Annotated in this window: 23 protein-coding genes; 8 read left to right on the top strand and 15 right to left on the bottom strand. The window is 54.1% G+C overall.

The features are described 5' to 3' along the window. Window positions 1-116 precede the first annotated feature (116 nt). The 7 genes from RTM06_RS18880 to mntR form a co-directional block, all read right to left on the bottom strand. Complete coding sequence (locus tag RTM06_RS18880) at window positions 117-1,709, bottom strand: ABC-F family ATPase (RefSeq protein WP_008102523.1); 1,593 nt, start codon at window positions 1,707-1,709, stop codon at window positions 117-119. A gap of 192 nt (window positions 1,710-1,901) precedes the next feature. Then, window positions 1,902-2,303 carry an H-NS family nucleoid-associated regulatory protein gene (locus RTM06_RS18875; protein ID WP_008102525.1) on the bottom strand — a complete coding sequence of 134 codons (402 nt, stop codon included), beginning with the start codon at window positions 2,301-2,303 and terminating at the stop codon, window positions 1,902-1,904. Between the two features lie 417 nt (window positions 2,304-2,720). Further along, window positions 2,721-4,250: an efflux transporter outer membrane subunit gene (locus tag RTM06_RS18870; RefSeq protein WP_312184238.1), complete on the bottom strand. Its 1,530-nt coding sequence runs from the start codon at window positions 4,248-4,250 to the stop codon at window positions 2,721-2,723. 1 nt (window position 4,251) lies between these two features. Next, a complete protein-coding gene (locus tag RTM06_RS18865) occupies window positions 4,252-5,820 on the bottom strand; it encodes a DHA2 family efflux MFS transporter permease subunit (protein ID WP_154153149.1) in 1,569 nt (522 codons plus the stop codon). Next, window positions 5,817-6,944, bottom strand: a complete 1,128-nt coding sequence (locus RTM06_RS18860) for an HlyD family secretion protein (protein WP_312184234.1) — start codon at window positions 6,942-6,944, stop codon at window positions 5,817-5,819. The genes RTM06_RS18865 and RTM06_RS18860 overlap by 4 nt, the downstream gene beginning before the upstream one ends. A gap of 115 nt (window positions 6,945-7,059) precedes the next feature. Then, window positions 7,060-8,169, bottom strand: coding sequence for an SLC13 family permease (locus RTM06_RS18855; RefSeq protein WP_312184232.1), 1,110 nt, complete (start codon window positions 8,167-8,169; stop codon window positions 7,060-7,062). Window positions 8,170-8,189: 20 nt separating this feature from the next. Next, on the bottom strand, window positions 8,190-8,648 hold the full coding sequence (mntR, locus tag RTM06_RS18850; protein ID WP_008102536.1) for a manganese-binding transcriptional regulator MntR: 459 nt from the start codon (window positions 8,646-8,648) through the stop codon (window positions 8,190-8,192). A gap of 202 nt (window positions 8,649-8,850) precedes the next feature. Here mntR and RTM06_RS18845 point away from each other — a divergent pair, with 202 nt between their 5' ends. Further along, complete coding sequence (locus tag RTM06_RS18845) at window positions 8,851-9,045, top strand: hypothetical protein (protein WP_097094437.1); 195 nt, start codon at window positions 8,851-8,853, stop codon at window positions 9,043-9,045. A 132-nt stretch (window positions 9,046-9,177) separates the two neighbouring features. Here the strand turns inward: RTM06_RS18845 and ompX are convergent, their stop codons facing one another. Continuing rightward, window positions 9,178-9,690 (bottom strand): outer membrane protein OmpX, encoded by a 513-nt coding sequence (gene ompX / locus RTM06_RS18840; RefSeq protein ID WP_256696031.1) that lies wholly within the window; start codon window positions 9,688-9,690, stop codon window positions 9,178-9,180. A gap of 378 nt (window positions 9,691-10,068) precedes the next feature. Here ompX and rhtA point away from each other — a divergent pair, with 378 nt between their 5' ends. From rhtA to ybiO, 6 genes are all read left to right on the top strand, one after another. Further along, window positions 10,069-10,977 carry a threonine/homoserine exporter RhtA gene (gene rhtA, locus RTM06_RS18835; protein ID WP_312184229.1) on the top strand — a complete coding sequence of 303 codons (909 nt, stop codon included), beginning with the start codon at window positions 10,069-10,071 and terminating at the stop codon, window positions 10,975-10,977. A 296-nt stretch (window positions 10,978-11,273) separates the two neighbouring features. Then, window positions 11,274-11,777: a DNA starvation/stationary phase protection protein Dps gene (gene dps / locus RTM06_RS18830; RefSeq protein WP_036620516.1), complete on the top strand. Its 504-nt coding sequence runs from the start codon at window positions 11,274-11,276 to the stop codon at window positions 11,775-11,777. 322 nt (window positions 11,778-12,099) lie between these two features. Then, complete coding sequence (gene glnH / locus RTM06_RS18825) at window positions 12,100-12,846, top strand: glutamine ABC transporter substrate-binding protein GlnH (RefSeq protein WP_036647919.1); 747 nt, start codon at window positions 12,100-12,102, stop codon at window positions 12,844-12,846. Between the two features lie 86 nt (window positions 12,847-12,932). Then, on the top strand, window positions 12,933-13,592 hold the full coding sequence (gene glnP / locus RTM06_RS18820; RefSeq protein ID WP_256696029.1) for a glutamine ABC transporter permease GlnP: 660 nt from the start codon (window positions 12,933-12,935) through the stop codon (window positions 13,590-13,592). Next, on the top strand, window positions 13,589-14,311 hold the full coding sequence (gene glnQ, locus RTM06_RS18815) for a glutamine ABC transporter ATP-binding protein GlnQ (protein WP_061723607.1): 723 nt from the start codon (window positions 13,589-13,591) through the stop codon (window positions 14,309-14,311). Before glnP ends, glnQ begins: the two co-directional genes overlap by 4 nt. Before the next feature lie 136 nt (window positions 14,312-14,447). Then, window positions 14,448-16,724 (top strand): mechanosensitive channel protein, encoded by a 2,277-nt coding sequence (ybiO, locus tag RTM06_RS18810; protein WP_312184226.1) that lies wholly within the window; start codon window positions 14,448-14,450, stop codon window positions 16,722-16,724. Window positions 16,725-16,726: 2 nt separating this feature from the next. On the opposite strand, the gene rlmF is transcribed toward ybiO, so the two are convergent. Further along, window positions 16,727-17,653, bottom strand: coding sequence for a 23S rRNA (adenine(1618)-N(6))-methyltransferase RlmF (rlmF, locus tag RTM06_RS18805; protein WP_312184224.1), 927 nt, complete (start codon window positions 17,651-17,653; stop codon window positions 16,727-16,729). A gap of 127 nt (window positions 17,654-17,780) precedes the next feature. Between rlmF and RTM06_RS18800 the strand changes: the two genes are divergently transcribed. Continuing rightward, complete coding sequence (locus tag RTM06_RS18800) at window positions 17,781-18,410, top strand: flavin reductase family protein (protein ID WP_179451447.1); 630 nt, start codon at window positions 17,781-17,783, stop codon at window positions 18,408-18,410. Window positions 18,411-18,481: 71 nt separating this feature from the next. Here the strand turns inward: RTM06_RS18800 and hutH are convergent, their stop codons facing one another. From hutH to hutG, 6 genes are all read right to left on the bottom strand, one after another. Next, window positions 18,482-19,963, bottom strand: coding sequence for a histidine ammonia-lyase (gene hutH, locus RTM06_RS18795; RefSeq protein ID WP_312184220.1), 1,482 nt, complete (start codon window positions 19,961-19,963; stop codon window positions 18,482-18,484). Then, window positions 19,960-20,754, bottom strand: a complete 795-nt coding sequence (locus tag RTM06_RS18790; RefSeq protein ID WP_293795834.1) for an ABC transporter ATP-binding protein — start codon at window positions 20,752-20,754, stop codon at window positions 19,960-19,962. The genes hutH and RTM06_RS18790 overlap by 4 nt, the downstream gene beginning before the upstream one ends. 1 nt (window position 20,755) lies before the next feature. Beyond that, entirely contained in the window at window positions 20,756-21,484 is a 729-nt protein-coding gene (locus RTM06_RS18785; RefSeq protein WP_256696022.1) for an ABC transporter permease, read from the bottom strand. 11 nt (window positions 21,485-21,495) lie between these two features. Next, window positions 21,496-22,215, bottom strand: coding sequence for an ABC transporter permease (locus RTM06_RS18780; RefSeq protein WP_036647922.1), 720 nt, complete (start codon window positions 22,213-22,215; stop codon window positions 21,496-21,498). 12 nt (window positions 22,216-22,227) lie between these two features. Beyond that, window positions 22,228-23,079 carry a transporter substrate-binding domain-containing protein gene (locus RTM06_RS18775; RefSeq protein ID WP_312184217.1) on the bottom strand — a complete coding sequence of 284 codons (852 nt, stop codon included), beginning with the start codon at window positions 23,077-23,079 and terminating at the stop codon, window positions 22,228-22,230. A gap of 369 nt (window positions 23,080-23,448) precedes the next feature. Then, a partial coding sequence (hutG, locus tag RTM06_RS18770) for an N-formylglutamate deformylase (protein WP_312184215.1) occupies window positions 23,449-24,166 on the bottom strand: 718 nt, incomplete at its 5' end.

Below are 24,166 nucleotides of genomic sequence, written 5' to 3'. Positions count from 1 at the left end.
GAAGCCGAAACGCTATGCGTTCCGGCATGATTAAGTCTTAACTGACGAGCATTACACCATAAATGGCGACCCTACATATGTAAGGTGCGCATTGATGCGCACCTGATTTTTCACAATTAAACAATCCCCTGACTGCGCAGGTAATCTTCATAGTTACCGGTGAAGTCGATAATACGATCGGCTTTCATCTCCATCACGCGGGTAGCCAGCGAGCTGACAAATTCACGGTCGTGCGAAACGAAAATCAGGGTACCTTCGTACATCTCCAGCGCCATGTTCAGCGACTCGATCGATTCCATATCAAGGTGGTTAGTCGGTTCATCCATGATCAGGATGTTGGGCTTCTGCATCATCAGTTTGCCAAACAGCATGCGGCCCTTCTCACCACCCGACAGCACTTTGGCTGGCTTGTTGATCTCGTCGTGACCAAACAGCAGGCGGCCAAGAATACTGCGCACCGCTTGTTCGTCATCGCCTTCCTGCTTCCACTGGCTCATCCAGTCGAATACCGTCAGGTCTTCAGCAAAGTCTTCCGCGTGATCCTGGCCGTAATAACCAATGCGCGCATTCTCAGACCATTTCACCGTGCCGCTATCCGGCGTATGTTCACCGACAAGCGTTTTCAGCAGCGTGGTTTTACCGATACCGTTGGCACCGAGGATCGCCAATTTCTCGCCGACTTCTAACATCAGGTTGAGTTTATTAAACAGCGGACCGTTATCAAAACCTTTGGTCAGCGCTTCAACTTCCAGCGCATTACGGAACAGTTTCTTATCCTGGTCAAAACGGATAAACGGGTTTTGACGGCTGGACGCTTTAACTTCTTCCAGCTTAATTTTATCAATCTGCTTGGCACGCGAAGTCGCCTGACGAGATTTAGAGGCGTTGGCGCTAAAACGGCTGACGAACGATTGTAGATCGGCAATTTGCGCTTTCTTCTTGGCGTTATCCGATAATAAACGTTCGCGTGATTGAGTAGCCGCGGTCATATATTCGTCATAATTACCCGGATAAACGCGCAGTTCGCCGTAATCCAGATCCGCCATATGCGTGCACACCATATTCAGGAAGTGACGGTCATGCGAAATGATGATCATGGTGCTGTTACGTTCGTTGAGCACTTGCTCCAACCAACGAATGGTATCGATATCCAGGTTGTTGGTCGGTTCATCGAGCAACAAAATATCCGGATTAGCAAATAATGCCTGCGCTAAAAGCACACGCAATTTCCAGCCCGGCGCAATTTCGCTCATCGGACCGTAGTGCTGCTCCACCGGAATGCCAACGCCCAGTAATAATTCACCGGCACGTGATTCCGAACTGTAACCGTCCATCTCGCCATATTCGACTTCAAGGTCGGCGACTTTATAGCCTTCCTCTTCGCTCATTTCCGGTAAAGCATATATACGGTCACGCTCTTGCTTCACAGCCCACAATTCATTGTGGCCCATGATCACGGTGTCCAGCACACTATATTGCTCAAAGGCGAATTGGTCCTGACGTAACTTACCGATACGCTCATTGGGGTCGAGGGAAACATTTCCACCCGTCGGCACCAGGTCGCCGCCCAGTATTTTCATAAAGGTAGATTTACCGCTGCCGTTCGCACCGATTAAACCGTAACGATTACCGCCGCCAAATTTAACGGAGATATTTTCGAACAGCGGCTTACTGCCGAACTGCATGGTGATATTGCTGGAAACTAACACGGCATTGACCTTTGTTACGCAGTGGAGGAAAAAACAGCGGGCATTATGCCAGAAGCGGGCACCCGGACGCCACCTCTGCGCCAGAGGCAAACGTTGCTATGGGCTAAAGGTGTTGTTGCTCATACAGAAATAAAAATAACAAAAAAGCCGGGGGCATTTGCCCCCGGCTCCCACTTACAAGGATTGTGCGGATTATTTGATCAGGAAAGTATCGAGGCTTTTACCAGAATCCAGCGCTTTTTTAATCGCAGCTGGGGTACGGCCCTGACCGGTCCATGATTTTACTTCGCCGTTTTCATCGGTGTAAGAATATTTTGCTGGACGTGGTGCACGCTTAGCGCGCTTTTTACCAACTTCCAGAGCACCCAGTAATTCGTTCGGATCAATACCGTCAGCCAGCAGCATTTCGCGATATTTAGACAGCTTCTCTTCTTTTTCGCGGTTCTGCGCTTCTTCAGCGTTTACTTCGTCACGACGTTCAGTCACAACAACAGTTAATTTCTCCAGAATTTCTTCCAGATCGGTCAATGGCAGTTCACGAGCCTGCGCACGTAATGTGCGAATGTTGTTCAGAACTTTAAATGCGTCACTCATCACAATGTCCTTGCTTAAGGGGTTTAAATAAACTGTAGTGGCAAGATTACCTAATTCAAATAAAAAAATAAATTAATTTTATTGCCCGGATTAATCTGAACTTGCTTACCTAATTCTTACATTGCGTTTTAAAACGGCAAGGGTTGCTTTAATTAACCCTGAATTAACAACCAGAGTTGTTCCTTATGGCGGAACTGGAATCGATTTCAGACCAATATTCTCAGGTAATAAACAATCATTTAGCGGCTATTGCGCGTTGCAGCATTAGTGAGCACAAAGGTAAGCAAGGATTAATGGTGTAACGAAAAACCTATTTTCAATGTGGCGTAATATATTGATGGAGGATGAGAGAAGTATCTCATTTTTTTCATATCGTACCGATAAAAAAGCCGGCGATTAACCGGCTACTAAGTGAAATTAATGCACTTCTGTTGCGGGACCAAACACAGAATAGTCCGGCAGGTTGACATTTTGATAAGCTTCCCAGCCACCACCCAGCGCTTTATATAACGCCACTAAATCGAGCGCACTTTGCATGCGCGCCTGCGTCGACTGTGCTTTGGCTTGTGCCAGTTGTCGCTGCGCATCTAATACATCGAGGAACGTAGAAATACCCTGACGATAACTGTCGCTGGCTAAATCAAATGCGCGTTGCAGTGCGCCGGTGGTTTCATCCAGTGCAATAACCTGCTGCTGATCGGCGCGATAACTCACCAGCGCATTCTCCACATCCTGCAGCGCGGTTAATACCGTTTGCCGATAATCAAGCGCCGCACTGGCTTGCTGCGCGCGCGCCAGTTTTACGCTGGAAACTAAACGGCCGCCTTGAAATATAGGAATCGATAGCGACGGCCCAACACTAAAGAAGTGGCTGCTCCAGTCATCCAGATAGCTGGCATCGGTATTTCGTACACCCAGTTGACCGGTGAGCGACAAGCTGGGGAACAGGTCAGCAACCGATACGCCAATGTTCGCGGTTTCCGCATGCAGCGTGGCTTCAGCTTGACGAATATCCGGACGTCGCCGCGCCAGCGTGGACGGAATGCCCACCGGCACCAATTTCGGCAAATCGGGCAGCGGCTTGATGTTCATCAGTTCATTATCCAGCGCGCCCGGCGTTTTACCCAACAGCACCGCCAAACCGTTCATCGCCTGCTGCTGCTGCGCCTGATATTGCGGCAGCTGCGCATTCAGTGAGGCCAACTGCGCGCGGGCGTTTTCCACATCGGTGGTGGGCGCTAAGCCATTTTGCTGCTGGCTTTTGGTCAGCTCCCAGGTTTGCTGCGCCACCTCGATCTGCTGTTGCAAGGTCGCCAGCACCGCCTGCGAACCGCGCAGTTGCAGATAGGCACGCGCGACTTCAGCTTCCAGCGACACCAACGCATCGTTGCGCTGCTCGATAGCCGCCTGCTGCTGCGCATCTGCGGCTTCCATTTGGCGGCGCACTTTGCCCCACAGATCCAGTTCCCAGCTGGCGTCAAAGCTGCCCTGATAAAGAGTAACGGAATGATCTAAACCGTTGAGCTGGCTGGCGACATCGCTATCAACCTGGTCATAAACGCCGTTGGATTTCAGCAAGCCTTTTAAACCCAGCTGCTGGCGCGTGACTTTTGCCGAGCCGTTAAGCGAGGGGAATAAGCCACCGCGCGCCTGCGCCAGCTGCTCGCGCGCACCGGCAATACGCAGTACCGATTGTTGCAGCGTTAAGTTGCCGGCAATGGCGCGCTCAATCAGGCTGTCAAGTTGGGGATCGTTAAAGCTTTTCCACCACAGCGGATTGGTCGCCGCCGCTAGCGGCTTAGATGCTTGCTGTGAAGGCAAATCGTGGTAACCGCCCGGCGTGTGCGCCTGCGGCGGCTGATAATCCGGTCCTACCGCGCATCCGGCCAGCAACAGTGATAGCGCCAGCAACGTCAGTGACGGCTGAGATCGTGAAATCATTTTCATTTTAATGTGCTCCTGCACCGCCTTCGCTCTTAATTGGCGAAAGCAACCAACAGAATGGAATCAATAGCAGCGCCACAATACTCAGGCCCATAAAGACGTCGATGTACGCCAGAATACGCGCCTGAGCGATCATCTCCTGATAGAGCTGCCCGCTCGCCAGCACCAGTGGATCGCCCACGGCGGTGGTGAAATTACGGATCGAATCAGCCCAGTGTTGCAGCGTGAGATTGTAAGGCTCATTGAGCGGCGACATGTTGTGCACCATGCTGGCCGAACGCGTCTGCATACGTTCGGTAATGCCCGCCGTCGACAGCGAAATGCCGATCGAGCCCGCGACGTTACGGAACATGGTGAACAATGCTGAGGCATCGGCGTTTAATCGCTGCGGCACGGTGATGAACGCAATGGTGGTCAGCGGCACAAACAGGAAACCAAGGCCGATCGACTGCGCGCTCCGCATCATCACCAGCGTGGTGAAATCGACGTTAGGCGTTAACGTGGTGGAATAAAAGAACGCGCTGGCAAGGCAGGTGAAGCCGAACGCAATGATGTAGCGCGTTTGCACGATCGGCATCAGCTTCAGCACGATGGGTATCGTCAGCACAATCAATATCGCGCCGGGCGACAGCACCAGCCCCGACCAGGTTGCGGTGTAACCGAGATCCTGCTGCGCCAGCTGGGGAAGCACCACTGAGCTGCCATAGAGAATCATCGCCATGCCCGCCATCAGCAAGCCCGCCACCCAGAAGTTGCGGTCTTTCATTACGGTGAGATCGACCACCGGTTTACGGGCATACAGCAGCCAATAAATGGCGCCGATAATGCCTATCACCGCCAGCATGGCGAACAGGCGAATAAAGTGCGAGGCAAACCAATCTTCATCTTCGCCACGATCGAGGAACACCTGCAAGCAGCCCAGCCCCAGCGTGATCAGGCTGATGCCGATGTAATCGATTTTCAGGCGGCCTTTATCCCACTTGCGTTCCCACGGTGGATCTTCCAGCAATTGATAAATCGCCATTACCGTCAAAATACCAACCGGTATATTAATGAAGAACACCCAGCGCCAGCTGTAGTTATCGGTGATCCAACCGCCGAGCGTGGGACCAATTACCGGTGCGACGATAATCGCAATCGACGACAGGCCAAAAGCTTTGCCACGATCTTCCGCTTTGAAGTAATCGAGCAGCACCGATTGTTGCACCGGCTGCAATCCGCCGCCAAAAAAGCCCTGCAGCACGCGGAACAGAATGATCTGCCACAGTTCCGTGGCGATACCGCACAGGAAGGAACAGATGGTGAACATCACGATGCAGATCAGGAAGAATTGCTTGCGGCCAAATAGGCGGCTGAAGAACGCCGAGATCGGCAATACGATGCCGTTGGCGACCAGATAAGAGGTTAAAACCCAGGTCGATTCGTCGTAACTGGAGGAGAGCGAACCGGCAATGTGCGGCAGCGCGACGTTAACGATGGTGGTGTCGAGGATCTCCATAAACACCGCCAGCGTCACCGTAATAGCGACCAGCCACGGATTGCTGGCCGGACGCCAGCTTTCGCTCGCACTCATTCCACTGTAACCTTCGGCTCAACCGACAAGCCCAGCGGCAGCGGATGATTGGGATCTAACCCTTTATCGATGACAATTTTCACCGGCACGCGCTGCACGATTTTCACGTAGTTGCCGGTGGCGTTTTCCGCCGGGAAGGTGGAGAAGCGTGAACCGGATCCCATCTGCACGCTATCCACGTGCCCTTCCAGCTTCATATCCGGCCAGGCATCAACGCTAATTTCCACTTTGTCGCCCGGCTTCATACGCGCCAGCTGCGACTCTTTGAAGTTGGCATTAATCCAGATTTCAGGCGAAACCAGCGAGAACAGCGCGCTGCCGGCCTGCACCAATGTGCCGAGATGCACGTTACGCTTGGTGACGAAGCCATCGTATGGCGCGCGAACCTGGGTATAGGAGAGATTCAATTCGGCGGTGTTGAGCTGCGCCTGCGCCTGCTCAACCTGCTGCTCACGCGCTTCAACATTGGTTTCCTGCTGCCGGATTTGCAGCTTCACCTGAGAAGCCACTTCAACCTGCGCTTTAGCGCTTTGCAGTTGCGCTTCAGCCGAACGCAGCTGCGCGGCGGCAGTATCAATATTGCGCTGAGATGTGGCACGCGGATCAACACCGCGCTGGCGACGATAATCAGCCTGTGCATTAAGTAAATTTGCCTGCGCTTTAGCCTGGTCGGCGAGTGCCTGATCGCGCTGCGCCGGATACTGCACGCGAGACAAAGCTAACTGCGCCTGCGCCTGATGCAGCTGCGCCTGTGCCAGACCAAGCTGGGCTTTGGCCTGATCGCGCTGCGCTTCACTGTCGCGTGCATCGATCTCCACCAGCAAATCGCCCTGCTTCACGCGCTGGTTATCGCGCACCAGCAGCTTGACCACGTAACCGGCCGCTTTCGGCGCGATAGTCACCGCGTTGCCTTCGGTAAAGGCATCATCCGTGCTTTCAATATTGCGTGTGGTGAGCCAGAACCATAATCCCACCACGATCATGATCACCACCACAATGGCGAGAAAAATCAGTGGCTTCTTTCCGGGACGTTTACGTTCTGGTTCATTGTTATCTTGATGGGTATTCGAGGTGTTTTGCGGATCCTGCTGATCGCGTTCAGACGGTTGATTCTTGTTTTCCATAATTTTTCATCGTAGGCGGTTGTCCCGATTACCGGGCAAAAACGGTCAACATAACCTTAGATGGGAAATTGACAAATGCCAATGCAACTTTACACAAGCCGACATTGGCGTCGCGCTAACGGATTAGGTGTAACAGCAGCCATCCGCCCAACATCGACCAGGCTAACATCGGGATGGAAAACAAGTGGAAACGCCACCAAACGCGCGCATCCTGCGCCATGCGCAAGGCGATCAGGTTGGCGAGCGAACCTGGCAATAAGCCAAATCCACCGATATTAACCGCCCACGCCAGCACGTCGGACGGTGGCACTTTCTGCAAAAGCAGAATGGTGGCGGGCACGTTACTGATGAATTGCGACAGGCCTATGGCCAGCAGATAGAGTCCGCCCTCGCCGAGCTGACCAATAGCGGCAAAATGCGGCTGCAGCCAGGGCAGATGCATCAACAGGAAGACATCGATAAACATCGCCACGAACACCAGCAGCAAACTCCAGTCGATGCTGATTAACACGCTGCGCGCCATGATCAGGAAACAGGCCGCCACCAGCAGCAACGCCCAGCCGGTCATTTTCAGCTCGAGCGCCACGATAAACACGATGTACAGCAGCACGCTAATCGTGAACAGCGGCTTGTACCATGTTTGGCTTTCGGTTTGTTCATGTTTCTGGATTATGCGCGCCGGGAAACTCCACCACGTCAGCGCCATCAGCGTGAGCATTAAAAATGCCGCCAGCGGCGCCATTTGCGCAATGAAACCGGGTACGCTGAGTGTGCCGTGACTCCACAACAGAATGTTTTGCGGGTTACCGACCGGCGTCAGTAAGGAACCTGCATTCACCGCCAGCGCTTCGAAAATGATCAGACGGGAAATCGGCAAGCGCGAGAATTTGCGCAACGTCAGCGTCAGTGGCACCAGAATAAACAGCGCAACATCGTTGGTGAGAAAAGTAGAGAGCAACGCGGCGGCGCACACCATAAACAGCGCCAGCGTGCGTTCATGTTGAAAGCGTTGGATCAAGCGCGCGCCGAGCACATCAAAATAGCCGCTGTTTTCTAATCCTTTGGTCAGTATCAATAGGCCGGTAAGCGTCATGATGGTGTGCCAGTCTACAGCGGCAGGCAATTGCGACCAGCGGAATTTCGCCAGCGGCAACATAATCACACCTAAAAGCAACAACAAATGCAAAATACGATCACGCATTAAGGAACGAAGCAGATTGGGCATGATGGTGGAAGGCCTTGTAGTTAGCGACTCTCGTAGAATTTCTGGAACACGGCCAGGGTTTCATCACTGACGTGATGCTCCAGGCCTTCTGAATCACGGCGCGCGGTTTCCGGGCTAACACCCAGCGCCAACAGGAAGGTTTCAACAATATGATGACGAACGCGGCTCGCTTCCGCCAGCTTCTCACCTTCGGCAGTGAGGAACACCCCGCGATACGGCACTTGCTCGACTAAACCGGTGGTACCCAAACGCTTCAGCATTTTCGCCACGGTTGGCTGGGAAACGCCCAAACGTGCGGCCATATCCACCTGACGCGCTTCGCCAAATTCACGAATCAAATCAGAGATTAATTCTACATAGTCATCGATCAGCTCACGACGATGCGCCTCACGCACCTGACGAAATCCTTCGACATGCTCCTCTATCTCTTTTAGCGGGCCCTGGGGCATGTTGGTGGCGATTTTTGCACGACGACTCATCTAACTTCCTCTTTATTATCTGCCGCACTTTACCTGCGGTGCGGGCTGGCTGCGCTCATTGTAAACCAGGCACAAATAAGCACAAATTTTTCCTAAATAGTGTTGGCTAAAGAGTATAGCCAGTGCTATCTTTGTCGATAATGTAAGCGAATAGCTTATAAAGGCTACAAAGATATTGTCGTCATTCACTCGGGAGGTGAACATGACTACCATGAAAAACTGCCTCGACTGTGGCAAATGTTTCCAGACTGAACAGAGCAAACCGGCTTTTGAGCTGAAATCGCTGCTTTGCCTGTTTACCCGCTCGCCGTTTGCGCTGCGTTTGATGCTGATTGAAAAGCTCACCGGCAAACAGCTGGTTGAACGTCCGTGCCCAAACCTGATCTGGCGCGGTTAACGTTCCCGACTTCCAATAAAACCCGCTCACGTAGCGGGTTTTGTGTTTCTGGTAGTCGGTAAACCGTATATTGCGCCCATAAAAAAACGGCCCCGAAGGACCGTTTAATGTGCAACTGGTCTAAGCAAGAACTTAGAAGCTGTAACCTACGCCAGCAATCCAGGTGCCAACATCGACGTTGCGGATACGGCTCTGCTCGTAACCTACGTCAACTGCGATGTTCTCGATTGGGTTGAACTGCATGCCCGCACCGTAAGAGAAACCGTAGTCGCTTGAATCAGACTTAGAACGTACTGAATTGTCGTTCTGCTGGTATTTACCGTAACCTACACCAACAACACCGTAGATGCTCGCCCAGTCATTCAGACGGTAAGCAGGACCACCGGTGATGCCGTAGTATTGAGCTTTGTTATAAGCGCCAGCATCAGTACGATCTTTTTCGGTATAGGTGAAAGAACCGATCCAACCCAGTGGGTTAGAACCGTCTTCGTAACGATATTTCAGGTTGAAGCCGTTTGCTTTGTTAGCAACGCCTTGATAATCGCTCTGAGCGTAACCACCGGTAACGGTGCTTTGTGCCATGGCAGAACCTGCAGAAACTGCAAGTACACAAGCCAATGCTGAAAGACATGCAATTTTTTTCATAACCACCTCAAATGTGAATATACTTCTCTCCTGACAACGCTATAAATATAACAAAAAACAGCAAGAAACTCTGCCCGCATTTTGTTGTCTAACAGATTGTTTGGTGTAACAGAAAGTTAATGAAGTTTCCTATGTCATTCATTTTACTTATAAAAAGCATCATATTCCTGCAACATAAATTCCGATCACAAAAAATGCCTTTAAGTAAATTCCTAAACTAACCTGACGTTTCTTTACGGAAATGGCACTAAATCTGGCCAATTTCTGACCTGTTAGCGCTTTTTAATTCCCCGATTCACGTCTCCTTATTTGCTGAAGATTCCTTTACACTGAGCGCTTGTTACCCTGCTGTTAATAAATAAAGGACTGGATTACAGGATGTCTGCGCCTCAAACGACCAAAAATATGGCCCCAGTGTTGTTCCCTGTTGCTGTGCTGCTGATTGCCATGCTCTCACTGCAAGGCGGCGCTTCTCTGGCAAAATCACTGTTTTCCACCGTTGGCGCGCCCGGCATTACCGCGCTGCGTCTTGGTCTTGGCACGCTGATTCTCTGCATCATCTTCAAACCCTGGCGTTTGCGCTTTACGCGCGAGCAGCGCAAGCCGCTGCTGATGTACGGTTTAGCGCTCGGCTGCATGAACTATCTCTTCTATTTAGCGATTCGCACCGTGCCGCTGGGCGTGGCCGTAGGATTGGAGTTTTTGGGCCCGTTGACCCTTGCGTTGATCGGCGCGCGTCGTCCGCTTGATTTTCTTTGGGTGTTGCTGGCGGTAGTGGGTTTGTGGTTCCTGTTGCCAATCGGTGAAGGGATGAGTCACATCGATCCGCTCGGTGCGCTGTTAGCGGTGGGCGCGGGTGCCTGCTGGGCGGTCTATATTCTTGCAGGTCAGCGGGCGGGGGCGGAACATGGCCCAGCAACGGTGGCGATGGGTTCGCTGATTGCCTCGGTGATTTTTGTGCCGCTCGGCCTGACATTCGCCGCGCCGGGCATCTGGCATTGGGAAGTGTTGCCGTTAGCGCTGCTGATCGCCCTGCTCTCCAGCGCCATTCCCTATTCTTTAGAGATGATGGCGCTGACGCGACTGCCGGCGCGCATTTTCGGCACCTTAATGAGTCTGGAACCGGCGATGGCTGCGCTTTCAGGCATGCTATTCCTCGGCGAACTATTAACGCTGCAACAGTGGATGGCGCTGCTGGCGATCATTGTCGCTTCGGCAGGTTCAACGCTGACCATGAAACAAAAAAGCGCAAAAATAAGCGAAGTGGATATTACTCATACGCAATAAATATTCACTCGTTAGCCTGCTTCGCCGCAGGCTAAATATAGAAGCATTCTCATTATCATTTTTAACGCGGTATTAAGATTTTTCCGTTATTATTTTGCAACACGTTTAATAAATAATTAACATACCTCACAAGCATCTGTTTTAACTGAAATAATCGTCAAGATGCACAATCCCTGAGCAATATTAAGGTTTATCTATTCCTGTCATTGATTTAATCAACCCTGCAAGTTAAAAAACTGCTGCTATACTTATTTCCGTGCTTGATTAGGACAACCATCAATAAGAGGACATTAATGATGAGTACCGCAAAACTGGTTAAAACTAAATCGTCTGATCTGATTTACACCCGTAATGACGTCGCTGACAGCGATAAAAAAGCGACCATCGAGGTGCTCAACCGTCTGGTAGTGGAGTTTATTGACCTGTCGCTGATCACCAAGCAGGCGCACTGGAACATGCGTGGCGCCAACTTTATTGGCGTACATGAGATGCTGGATGGTTTCCGTACCGCCATTACCGATCACCAGGACACTATCGCTGAACGTGTAGTTCAGTTAGGCGGCGTGGCGCTGGGTACCACTCAGATCGTTAACGATAAAACACCACTGAAAAGCTATCCGTTGAACATTCATAGCGTGCAGGATCACCTGAAAGCGCTGGCCGATCGCTATGCGATTGTGGCGAATGACACGCGTAAAGCTATCACTGAAGTCAGCGATGAAGATACCGCTGATATCTTCACTGCGGCATCGCGCGATCTGGATAAATTCCTGTGGTTTATCGAATCGAATATTGAATAAATTTCAGTGTTATAACGAAGGCGGGTTATCCCGCCTTTTTTTACGTCTGTAACATTGTGGTGCTTTTTTTGACGTCGTTAACAATTCCTTAATCCCTTCTTTCGCTCTACCCGCCCTTGGTGCACACTGTGTCTGCACCACAACAGCACCATGCACCAAAATGAAGCACCAATAAGGTGCAAAACTTTTCTTCTGCGCAAAATCGTGTCAGCAAGTGCTTAAAACTACTGATTTCGAGCAAATTGAAAAGTTGGCATAATTTTTTCATATGATAGGCCGTACATCGGGCCACCAGGCCTGAGGGGTAATAAGGAAAAAAATGATGAAGTCATTGATTAAAGTCTCCGTGGCCGCGTTAGCGCTGGCCTTCTCGCTTTCTTCCACCGCAGCAGACAAAAAACTGATCGTCGCGACCGACACCGCATTCGTTCCCTTCGAGTTCAAACAAGGCGATAAATACGTCGGTTTTGATATCGATCTGTGGGATGCCATCGCGAAAGAACTGAAACTCGATTACGCCTTCAAGCCAATGGATTTCAGCGGCATCATCCCTGCGCTGCAAACCAAAAACATTGACCTGGCGCTGGCGGGTATCACCATCACCGAAGAACGTAAAAAAGCCATTGAGTTCTCTGACGGCTACTACAAAAGCGGCCTGCTGGTGATGGTGCGCGAGAACGAAAAAGACGTGAAGAGCATCGACGATCTGAACGGCAAAGTGGTGGCGGTGAAGAGCGGCACCGGTTCGGTGGATTACGCGAAAGCGCACATCAAATCGAAAGATCTGCGTCAGTTCCCGAACATCGACAACGCTTACATGGAGTTAGGTACTAACCGTGCTGACGCTGTGCTGCACGATACCCCGAACATCCTGTACTTCATCAACACCGCTGGTAAAGGCCGCTTCAAAGCGGTTGGCGAGTCGATTGAAGCGCAGCAGTATGGCATCGCGTTCCCGAAAGGCAGCGACGATCTGCGTGAAAAAGTGAACGGCGCACTGAAAACCCTGCGCGACAACGGCACTTACAACACCATCTATAAAAAATGGTTCGGTACTGAACCAAAATAATTGCGGCTTAAGCCGTTTTTTCCAGCAGGGAGCTTAACACTCCCTGCTTTTTTACATTTCCACGCAACAGATTTTGGAGTCACACCATGGAGTTTGACTGGAGCGTCATTTGGCCTGCCCTGCCGATTTTAATCGACGGTGCCAAAATGACCCTGCTGATCTCGGTCCTCGGCCTGGTCGGCGGTTTAATTATCGGTTTAGTCGCCGGTTTTGCCCGCGCCTACGGCGGCTGGATCACCAACAACATCGCCTTAGTGTTTATCGAACTGATTCGCGGTACGCCAATCGTAGTTCAGGTGATGTTTATCTACTTCGCCCTGCCGATGGCTTTTCCGGATCTGCGTATCGATCCGTTTAGCGCGGCGGTGGTCACTATCATGATTAACTCCGGCGCCTACATCGCAGAAATCACGCGCGGTGCGGTGCTGTCGATCAACAAAGGCTTCCGTGAAGCGGGTCTGGCGCTGGGTCTGTCGCGCCGCGAAACCCTGCGTTACGTGATCATGCCGCTGGCATTGCGCCGTATGCTGCCACCGCTGGGTAACCAGTGGATTGTCAGCATCAAAGATACGTCGCTGTTTATCGTAATTGGCGTGGCCGAACTGACGCGTCAGGGGCAGGAGATCATTGCCGGTAACTTCCGCGCGCTGGAGATCTGGAGCGCCGTTGCCATTATCTATTTGGTTATTACGTTGGTGTTGAGCTTTGTGCTGCGCCGTATTGAGAAAAGGATGAAAATTCTGTGATTGAATTTAAAAACGTCTCGAAGAATTTCGGCCAGACTCAGGTTCTGCACGACATCAACCTGAAGATTAATCAAGGCGAAGTGGTGGTGATTATTGGGCCGTCTGGTTCCGGTAAATCCACGCTACTGCGCTGCATCAACAAGCTGGAAGAGATCACCACCGGCGACCTGATTGTCGATGGCATGAAGGTCAACGATCCGAAAGTGGATGAGCGCCTGATTCGTCAGGAAGCAGGCATGGTGTTCCAGCAATTCCATCTGTTCCCACAGATGAGCGCGCTGGATAACGTCGCCTTTGGCCCGATTCGCGTACGCGGTGCGAAGAAAGAGGAAGCGCATAAACTGGCGCGTGAGCTACTGGGTAAAGTTGGCCTCGCCGAGCGTGCACACCACTTCCCGTCTGAGCTTTCTGGCGGTCAGCAACAGCGCGTGGCGATTGCCCGTGCGCTGGCAGTGAAGCCGAAGATGATGTTGTTTGATGAGCCAACCTCAGCGCTGGATCCCGAGCTGCGTCACGAAGTATTGAAAGTGATGCAGGATCTGGCGGAAGAAGGCATGACGATGGTCATCGTGACGCACGAAGTCGGATTCGCTCAGAAAGTGGCTTCGCGTCTGATCTTTATCGATAAAGGCACCATTGCAGAAGATGGCAACCCGGACGATTTGATCACCAACCCGCCAAGCGATCGTCTGCGCGAATTCCTGCAGCACGTCTCCTAACCCGTAGGGTCGCCATTCATGGCGACCTTTTTACTATCCCACCTTGCCCACGTAATTTTCCCTTAAGAATCCTAACCTTCCATCACTGACTATACTTCTCTCTTGTGCCGCTGCGCGAAGCTAAAGGAGAAAAGCGATGTCGTCTGCCAGCCCACCATGGCGTTTAGCCGTGTGGTTACTCTTCAGTTTGTTCACCCTGTTTCTCATTGCCCCGGCGCAGGCGGTTAACCTGCCGCAGGCAGTCGTTGCAGCTCAGCAGTCACAAACCCCGGCAACGAATAGCACAACCGAAAGCGAACCCAGCTTAGACGAGAAAAAAGCCGCTTACGCCGCGCTGGCAAATATTCTGGATAACAACGCTTCGCGCCAGGAGCTGATCGATCAGTTACGTCAGGCCGCAAACAGTCAATCCACCAGCGAACCGCCGGTGCTGGTACCGCCGCAGGCCAATGAAGAAGATCCCACGGTGCTGGAGAGCGTCACCAGCGTAATGCGTGAATATGGCGGTGCGGTAGCCGCGCAGTTTGTCCAACTGCATGACAACATCACCAATGCGCCGCACAAAGCCTTTAACCAACAAACCTTCCTCAACGCGCTGAAATACTTTGCCGCCCTCGCCGCCTCGGTGTTTGCGTTTTACTGGCTGACACGCCGTATGATGTGGCCGGTCTGGCGACGTATGGGACGCTGGGGACGCGATCAAAATCTTGAGGGCACTAAGTGGCTACACCTGCCCGCTGCCATCTTAATGGCCTTTGTACTCGATATTGTGCTGCTGGCGCTGACGCTGTTTGTCGGGCAGATCATCAGCGACAACTATCACAACAACAACCGCACCATCGCCTATCAGCAAGGTTTGTTCCTTAACGCCTTTGCGCTGATTGAATTCTTTAAAGCGGTGCTGCGGCTGATTTTCTGCCCGCGCTTCCCCACGCTGCGTTTCTTCCACTTAACCGATGCGCGCGCCAGCTACTGGAACACGCGTTTGAGCTGGCTGAGCGGCATCATCGGTTACGGTTTACTGGTGGTGGTGCCGATTGTCTCCAATCAGGTCAACATTCAGGTAGCCGCGTTGATCAATATGCTGATCATGGGGATCATGACCGGCTGGGCTCTGTGGCTGATTTTCCGCAACAAAAGCAACATTCATCAGGAGTTGTCGCGTCTCGCCGATCGCAGCATGAGCTTCTTTGCGCTGTTCATCCGCGCCTTCGGCATGGTGTGGCATTGGCTGGCCAGCGCCTACTTTATCGCGCTGTTCCTGTTCTCGATCTTCAATCCCGGCGACAGCCTGAAGTTTATGATGTCCGCCACGGTCCGCAGCCTGGCGATCGTGGTTATTGCCGCGCTGATTTCCGGCATGCTAACGCGCTGGATTGGCAAAACCGTCACGCTGTCGCCTGATATGCGCCGCAACTATCCCGAGCTGCAAAAGCGCGTCAACGATTGGGTAAAAGCGCTGCTGAAACTGGCGCGCGTGGTCACGGTATTTGCCACGCTGTTGCTGCTGCTCAACGCCTGGAATCTGTTTGATCTCTGGCACTGGCTCACTCTCGGTACCGGACAGAAAATGGTGGATATCCTGATTCGTATCGTGATGATTGTGCTGCTGTCGGCAATCGGCTGGACGCTGCTGGCGAGTTTAATCGAAAGCCGCCTCGCCTCGGATTCGCACGGCCGCCCAATGCCAAGCGCACGCACCCGCACGCTGCTGACACTGTTCCGTAACGCGCTGGCGGTGGTGATCAGCACCATCACCATTATGATTTTGCTGTTGGAAGTCGGTGTGAATATCGCGCCGCTGTTGGCTGGTGCTGGTGCGCTCGGTTTGGCGGTGTCGTTCGGTTCGCAAACGCTGGTGAAGGACATCATCACCGGCATCTTTATCCAGTTTGAGAACGGCATGAACACCGGTGATTTAGTCACCATTGGCCCAATCACCGGCACGGTGGAGCGTATGTCGATTCGTTCGGTGGGCGTGCGTCAGGATACCGGCGCGTATCACATTGTTCCGTGGTCATCGATCACCACCTTCGCCAACTTTGTGCGCGGCATCGGATCGTTTGTGGCGAACTACGATGTCGCTCGCAGTGAAGATACCGAACGTGTTAACCAAACGCTGCAGAGCGCAGTGAAAGAGTTGCTGGAGAACTCGGAGATTCGCGGCATGGTGATTGGCGAGCCGAGTTTTGCCGGATTGGTGGGATTAACCAACCAATCCTTTACCGTGCGCGTGTCATTCACCACCCAGCCGCTGAAGCAGTGGACGGTACGTTTTGCGCTGGATGATAAGGTGAAGAAGCATTTTGATGCGGCCGGCATTAAAGCGCCGCACCAAACGGTAGAAGTGATGCAAACCGGCAGCGATATTGCCTCCGCTGCCAGCTTACCGGCGTTGCCACCGGCGCAATAAGCTTAGCGTTTCAGCCGCTTGGCGCGTGTAGCTGGCGGCTGGAACGTCCAGGCAATAAAGCGGCTCTGCTTCTGCCCTTGCGCCATTTCGATGATGCGCACTTCGTAGGCATCAAGATCGCGCAGCTGGTCGCGCAGCGCAGGTAAATTCTCTTTGCGCGAGACCAGCGAGGTGAACCAAATAATGTGGTCGGAGTGCGCCACGCTTTCAGCGATCATCTGGCCGACGAACTTGCGCTCGCCACCGTCACACCACAATTCATTATGATGACCACCAAAATTGAGCGGCGCGTTTTTGCCCAGGCCGAGGTTACGCGTTTTACGCTGACCCACGGTGGCTGCCTCTTCCGCAGAAGCGTGGAACGGCGGATTGCACAGCACCGCGTGATAGCGCTCGTTCTTATGCACCACGCCAGCGAAAATCGCCGAGGTATCCTTTTGCCGACGCAGACGCACGGCGCGCTGCAAGCCCGGATTACTCGCCACAATCTGTCCGGCAACGGTAATCGCTTCGGCAGTGATATCGGTGCCGGTGAAGCGCCAGCCATATTCGGCGTTGCCAATCAGCGGATAGATGCAGTTCGCGCCGCAGCCGATATCCATCACATCCAGATCGCGCGGCACCACGCCACCGTTGTCGCTCGCCAGTAGATCGGCCAGCGCGTGCACATAATCTGCACGGCCCGGCACCGGCGGCGTCAGATAACCTGCGGGTAGCTGCCAGTTGAGGTTATAGAACAACTTCAGCAGCGCCTGATTGAGCAGCATCACCGCTTCAGGATCGGCGAAATCCACCGACAACTCGCCGTAGCCGTTGGGACGCACTTTCACCGCCAGCGGCGGATGGGCTGCGGTCAAAGCAGCAAAATCATAACGGCCTTGATGGCGGTTACGCGGATGGAAAGGTGACGTGGCGGCTGGCTTGTTCATAGTTTCTCCGGAAAATAGCGCGGGCGTAAGATACTCTGGCTAGCGGCATCGCACAATGCGCTTAATCGAATTCAGCGTATTAGATGAGATTAGTGCACCACACTCAGGTTCTCTTATAAGGATGGTTATGACTCGTCAGCGTTACTCTTATCAGCCCCGCGCGGGACACGGTTTGCCGCACGACCCTTTGAATGCGATCGTCGGCCCTCGCCCAATTGGTTGGGTCAGCTCACAAAGCGCCAGCGGCGTGCGCAATCTCGCGCCCTACAGCTTCTTTAACTGCTTCAACTATCATCCGCCGATTATCGGTTTCGCCAGCAGTGGCTGGAAAGACAGCGTGCAGAATATCTCCGAGACCAAAGAGTTTGTCTGGAATCTGGCGACGCGTCCGCTGGCCGAGGCGATGAATGAGAGCTCCGCATCGGTGCCGTCTGAACAGGATGAGTTTGCGCTGGCGGGATTAACGCCGCTTGCCGCATCACACGTCAATGTCAGCATGGTGGCGGAAAGCCCGGTGAACTTTGAGTGTAAGTTGACGCAGCTGATTCAACTGCAGGATGCGCAAGGCAAACCGATTGATAGCTGGCTGGTGATGGGCGAAGCGGTCGCCATTCATATTGATGAATCACTGCTGGAAGAAGGGATCTATCAAACCGCCAAAGCGCAGCCAATCCTGCGTGCCGGTGGCCCGTCGGCCTATTACGGCATCAGCGAAGAACTGCGCTTTGATTTGGTGCGCCCGGACGCGCGCCGCTGATCGTCGGCCAGGTCGCCATGAATGGCGCCCTACGACCGGATTTTGTAGGGTCGCCATTCATGGCGACCGTGTTACAAACCGCTCTTCAACACCTGCACCGCACGCGAAATCTCTGGCGCCAGCCAGCGGTCTTCCTGCCAGTTGGCAACCACCGCGCGCAGGCGACGCAATGCTTGCGCCGTCCCTTGCGCCAGCTGATCTTCGCCGTGGAAATCCAGCGCCTGCGCCGCCAGCAGATACTCAATCGCCAGAATCTGCCATACGTTGCCCACCAGCTTCAGCAGCTTCAGCGCCGCGCCGGTACCGAGGCTGAGATGATCCTCCTGCAAACCCGACGTCACATAGTTATCCAGCACCGCCGGCTGCGCCAGCTGACGATTCTCCGCACACAGTGACGCCGCCACATACTGCGCAATCATCATGCCGGAGTTAACGCCCGGCTGCGCCACCAGAAACGCCGGTAAGCCGCTCACCAGCGGATTGACTAAACGATCAAGCCGCCGCTCGGCGATGCTGCCGACTTCCGCCATGGCAATCGCCAGCAGATCCGCCGCCATCGCCACCGATTCGCCGTGCGGGTTAGCCTGAGACACCACGCGCCAGTTATCCGGCGTGCCGAGCACCAGCGGATTATCGGTGCAGGCATTGAGTTCGGTCTCAATCTGGCGCGCCGCGTGATCGAACTGATCGCGGCTGGCGCCGTGCACCTGCGGTATGGAGCGCAGGCTGAGCGCATCCTGGGTACGAATACCAACGCTGGTCGCCAGCAGCGGGCTATCACTCAGCAGATCGCGTAAACGCTGACCGCTCAATTGCATGCCTGGACTGGCTTTCAACGCGATCACCTCAGCATCAAAAGCCACCAGCTGTCCACGCAGCGCCTCGAAACTCATCGCGCCGGTGACATCCGCCCAATCCAGTAAACGCGCCGCATCATCCAGCGCCAGGCAGGATAAGCCGGTCATGCACGGCGTGCCGTTGACCAGGCTCAAACCCTCTTTGGCACCCGGACGATAGGGCTGCAATCCCGCCAGCGTTAGTGCCTGCGCGGCAGGCATAATCTGGTTTTGATACTCGACGTCACCAACACCAATCAGCGCCAGCCCGATATGCGCCATATGGCTGAGATAGCCCACCGAACCCTGCGACGGCACCTGCGGCGTAATCTGCTGATTGAGCAGCGCCAGCAGATGCTGCACCAGCGCCACCGACACGCCCGATTTACCGTGGCTGTAATTGGCAATTGCCGCACACAGAATGGCGCGCGCCTGTTCACGCGTCAGCAGCGGGCCAACACCACAGGCGTGGCTCAACAATGTGTTGCGCGACAGCTGGCTAAGCTGATCTTCCGGCAGCGTGATATTGCACAGCGCGCCCAATCCGGTATTAATGCCGTAGGCAATCTGGCCGCTGGCGACAATCTCATCGACAATAGTGCGCCCTTGCGCAATGCGCTGCCAGGCGCTGACGCTCAAACTGAGTTCCGCGTCGTGCCGCGCCACCTGCACCAACTCTTGCCAGGTTAATGGGCCATCGCCCCACACGATAGTCATGCTGGCTGCTCCGCGCCGTGATGGCTGGAGATAAACTGCTTGAAGCGCTGCGATCCCTCGGCACCAAACATCTCTTCCGGCGCGCCCTGACAATCAATAGTGCCCTGATGCATAAACACCACGCGGTTAGAGACATTACGCGCAAAGCCCATTTCGTGCGTCACCACCAGCATGGTGCGCCCCTCTTCGGCCAGGCTACGCATCACTTTTAGCACTTCGCCCACCAGCTCCGGATCGAGCGCCGAGGTCGGTTCATCGAACAGCATCACTTCCGGATCCATCGCCAGCGCGCGGGCAATCGCCACGCGCTGCTGCTGGCCGCCCGACAGCTGCGCCGGGTAGAAATCTTTGCGATTGAGTAAGCCGACGCGATCCAGCAGCTGCTCCGCCTGGGCGATGCAGCTTTTCTTGTCGCGCTTCAGCACATAGTGCGGCCCTTCGATGACGTTTTGCAGCACCGTCATGTGCGACCACAGATTAAAGCTCTGGAACACCATGCCGAGGCGTGAACGCAAACGCTCAATCTGCTTCGGATTGGCTGCCAGCTGATGGCCGCGCGCATGGCGTTTCATCTCAATGGTTTCACCGCCAACGCTCACTACACCGGCGTCCGGCGTTTCCAGCAGGTTGATGCAGCGCAGCAAAGTACTTTTTCCCGAGCCGCTGGCACCAAGAATCGAGATGACATCGCCTTGATGCGCCTGCAGCGAAATGCCTTTCAGAACTTCCATCGCGCCAAAAGATTTATGGATGTCGGTGGCGGATAAGGTAACGGGTGATGTGGAATGCATATTACTCTCCGGCAAGCGGTTTAACGGCGGGCAACGGCTTTTTTGCGACACGATGCGCCGGGGTCAGACGACGCTCTAACAGCGCGTACAGCTGGACGATAATAAAGTTGAGAATCAGGTAGATCGCCGCCGCACAGACAAACACTTCCATGGTGCGATAGGTACGCTGAATAATCTGCTGCGCCACGCCGGTCACGTCCCACACGGTGACGAGGCTGGCGAGTGCGGTGGATTTCACCAGCAAAATCGCTTCGGTGGAGTATGCGGGCAACGCATAGCGCAGCATGATTGGCGCGATAATGCGGCGCAGCAGCAGCCAGCGCGACATGCCGCAGGCGAGGCCCGCTTCCACTTGCCCGGCTGGCACCGCGAGCAGCGCACCGCGCAAGATCTCGGCGGTATAAGCCGCAGTACAAAGTGACAGCGCCAGCACCGCGCAGATAAAGGGTTCGCGCAGGAACGGCCAAACGAAGCTGTGGCGGATCACGCCAAACTGCCCAAGGCCGTAATAGATGAGAAACAGCTGGATCATCAGCGGCGAGCCGCGAAACACCAGAATGTAGCCGCGCGCGAAACCGCTCAGCACGCGCCAGCGGCTCATGCGCAGGGACAAAATGCCAATCGCCAGAATGCCGCCGCAAATAAAGGCGCTGATAAACAGGCCCAGCGTCACCGGCAGCGCGGCGCTCAGCTTGAGAAAGGTATCAAAGAGAAAAGCGAAGTCGATCATGCTGCTGCTCCTTAATGCTGTGCCGCAGTGCGACTTTGCCACGCACGACCAAGACGCGATTCCGCCCGGCGAAACGCATGATTAGACACCAGCGTCAGCACCAGATAACAGGCGCCGCCGATCAGATAGAAAGTGAAGTAATCGCGCGTGGATCCGGCCGCAACCTGGCTGGCGCGCATCAGTTCGACAATGCCGGTGACCGACACCAGCGCCGAATCTTTCAGGCTCATCTGCCACACGTTCGACATGCCCGGCAACGCATAACGCACCACCTGCGGCAGCAGAATGCGTTGCGCGATACGCCAGCGCGGCATACCAATCGCCACCGCAGCTTCCACCTCGCCTTTCGACAGCGCCAGGCGTGCCGCGCGATACACTTCACCCTGATACGAACCAGAGATGAGCCCGATAGCCAGCGCACCAATCAGGAACGGCGGCGCTTCGATAAAGCCATCCGCGCCGAACATCTGCCCAACCAGCGTAATCAGGCCGGATCCCCCAAAATAGAACAGGTAGATCACCAGCAGTTCCGGGATGCCGCGAAACACCACCGAATAGCTTTCACCCAACCAGCGCAGCCAGCGCTGAGGCGATAATTTGGCGGCCGCCACACCGGAACCGACCACCGCACCAATCATCAGCGCCACCAGCGATAGCAGCAGCGTGGTGCAGGCGGCACTCAGGATCAGGCGGCCCCAACCATCAGCACCAAAACTCAGCAGGCTCATCATCTTTCACCTCACTTACGGGGTTACGTCAGTTTTAAACCACTTCTCACTGAGCTTTTTCACCGTGCCGTCAGCCAGTGCGGTATGAATCGCCTCATCCAGCTTGGCCTTCAGGTCGTTGTCGGCCATGCGTACACCCATCGCTTCGCCCTCGCCCCAGATTGGGCCGCCGAGTTGTGGACCGCTGAAGATCAGATTGTTGTTCTCTTTGCGCGCCAACATTGATTGCGCAAAGGTCACGTCATCGAACACCGCATCGATACGGCCAGATTGCAGATCGAGCATCGCGTCCGCCGACGAGGTGTATTCGCGTACGTCGGCATCGCCTTTGAAGTACTTATCGATAAATGGCGTGTAAACCGTGCCGGAGGCGATCCCAATGGTTTTACCCTTCAGCGCCGCTTTCAGCGGGGCAATCGCCGCGTTGATCTCTTTCTCATCGTCATGCAGCTTGATGATGTTGTGATCGGCTGGCAGCAGCGGGCTATCTTTGGTGGTGATGAAAGTGGCCGGCGTTGAGGCGTATGGCGTGGTGAAGTTGACCACTTTTTTACGATCCGGCGTGATGACAATCGCATCCATGATCACGTCATATTTACCGGCGTTGAGGCCGGCGATCATGCCGTCCCAGTTCTGCACCACCAGCTTGCACTGAATGCCCATGCGCTTGCACAGGTCTTCCATCAGTTCCGGTTCAAAGCCGCCTAACTTGCCGCCCGGCAGCGTCAGGTTCCAGGGTTCATAGCTGCCTTCGGTAGCGATGGTGATCGATTTCCACTCTTTCGCCTGTACGGCAATGCCGCTCATCATCAGGCTGGCAAACAGGGTCGTGAGGCAAAAACGGCGAATCTGAACACGGTGCGTCATGCGGCTTCTCCTGGCTATTAATCGAGTTTGTCAGTCTCTGCTTGTGCAATATTTGCAGATGACCTTTCATGTATATACAAGTTAGCGTGCGGCAGATCATTGTCGGCATAAGCTTTTTGTGAGCCAGCCAGTATAAAAATTGATAATCGCTGCGTGGTCTTTACTTGTACATACAACCTAGCAAGCGCTATGCCAAATCGGCAAAGCCGCAAAATCAGGGGGATTGTCACGGGATGGACGTAATGTTGCACTGTGGTGTAGCAGAGAATGCATTGCGATGGTGCAGTAGGGTCGCCATTCATGGCGACCATCTACATGTACGTACAGCGTTAATTGGTCGCCATGAATGGCGACCCTACGAAGGTGGTTTTATTGAGGTTTACCCGCTGCAAGAAACGCCTGCATCAGCGGTTTCAGCACCTTCTGCAGCTGTGCAGCGCGATCCTGCTGCCAGGCAAACGGCGGCGTTTCATCCATATAATTGAGCTGCGCCAGCTCCAGCTGTACCGCCTGCACGCCCTGCTCCGGCTGGCCGTAGGCGCGGGTAATGTAGCCACCTTTAAAGCGCCCATTCGCGATCCAGCTGTATTCTTGCTGCTCGCTGCAAACTTGCTTAATCGCCTCAATCACCGCCGTTGAACAGCTGGCGCCATCATTGGTCCCGATGTTGAGATCCGGCAAACGTCCCTCAAACAGGCGCGGAATCACCGAAGCGATCGAGTGTGCATCAAACAGCAGCGCATAACCGTACTGCGCTTTCAGCCGCGCCAGCTCCTGTTGCAGCTGCTGGTGATACGGCTGCCAGATGCTTTCCAGATAACCCTGACGCACCTCGGCGCTCGGCGTTTTACCTGCAGCAAAAGTTGGGCTGCCGTCGAACAAGGTTTCCGGATACAAGCCGGTGGTCGCCGTGGTGTAGAGCGGCTGATTATCTGCTGGGCGATTGAGATCGATAACAAAACGCGAATAGTGACCAATCAACACGCTGGCACCGAGATCGCGCACAAAGTCATACAGCAGCGGCAAGTGCCAGTCGGTATCCGGCAGGCCGCGCGCTGCGTCGCTCAAACCGGCATCCACTTCCGGC

It is taken from the genome of Pantoea sp. CTOTU46764 (assembly GCF_031974595.1).
GTDB classification, from domain to species: domain Bacteria; phylum Pseudomonadota; class Gammaproteobacteria; order Enterobacterales; family Enterobacteriaceae; genus Pantoea; species Pantoea trifolii.
The sequence above is the reverse complement of the archived record's forward strand: the minus strand, read 5'-3'. Positions and strand labels throughout refer to the sequence as shown.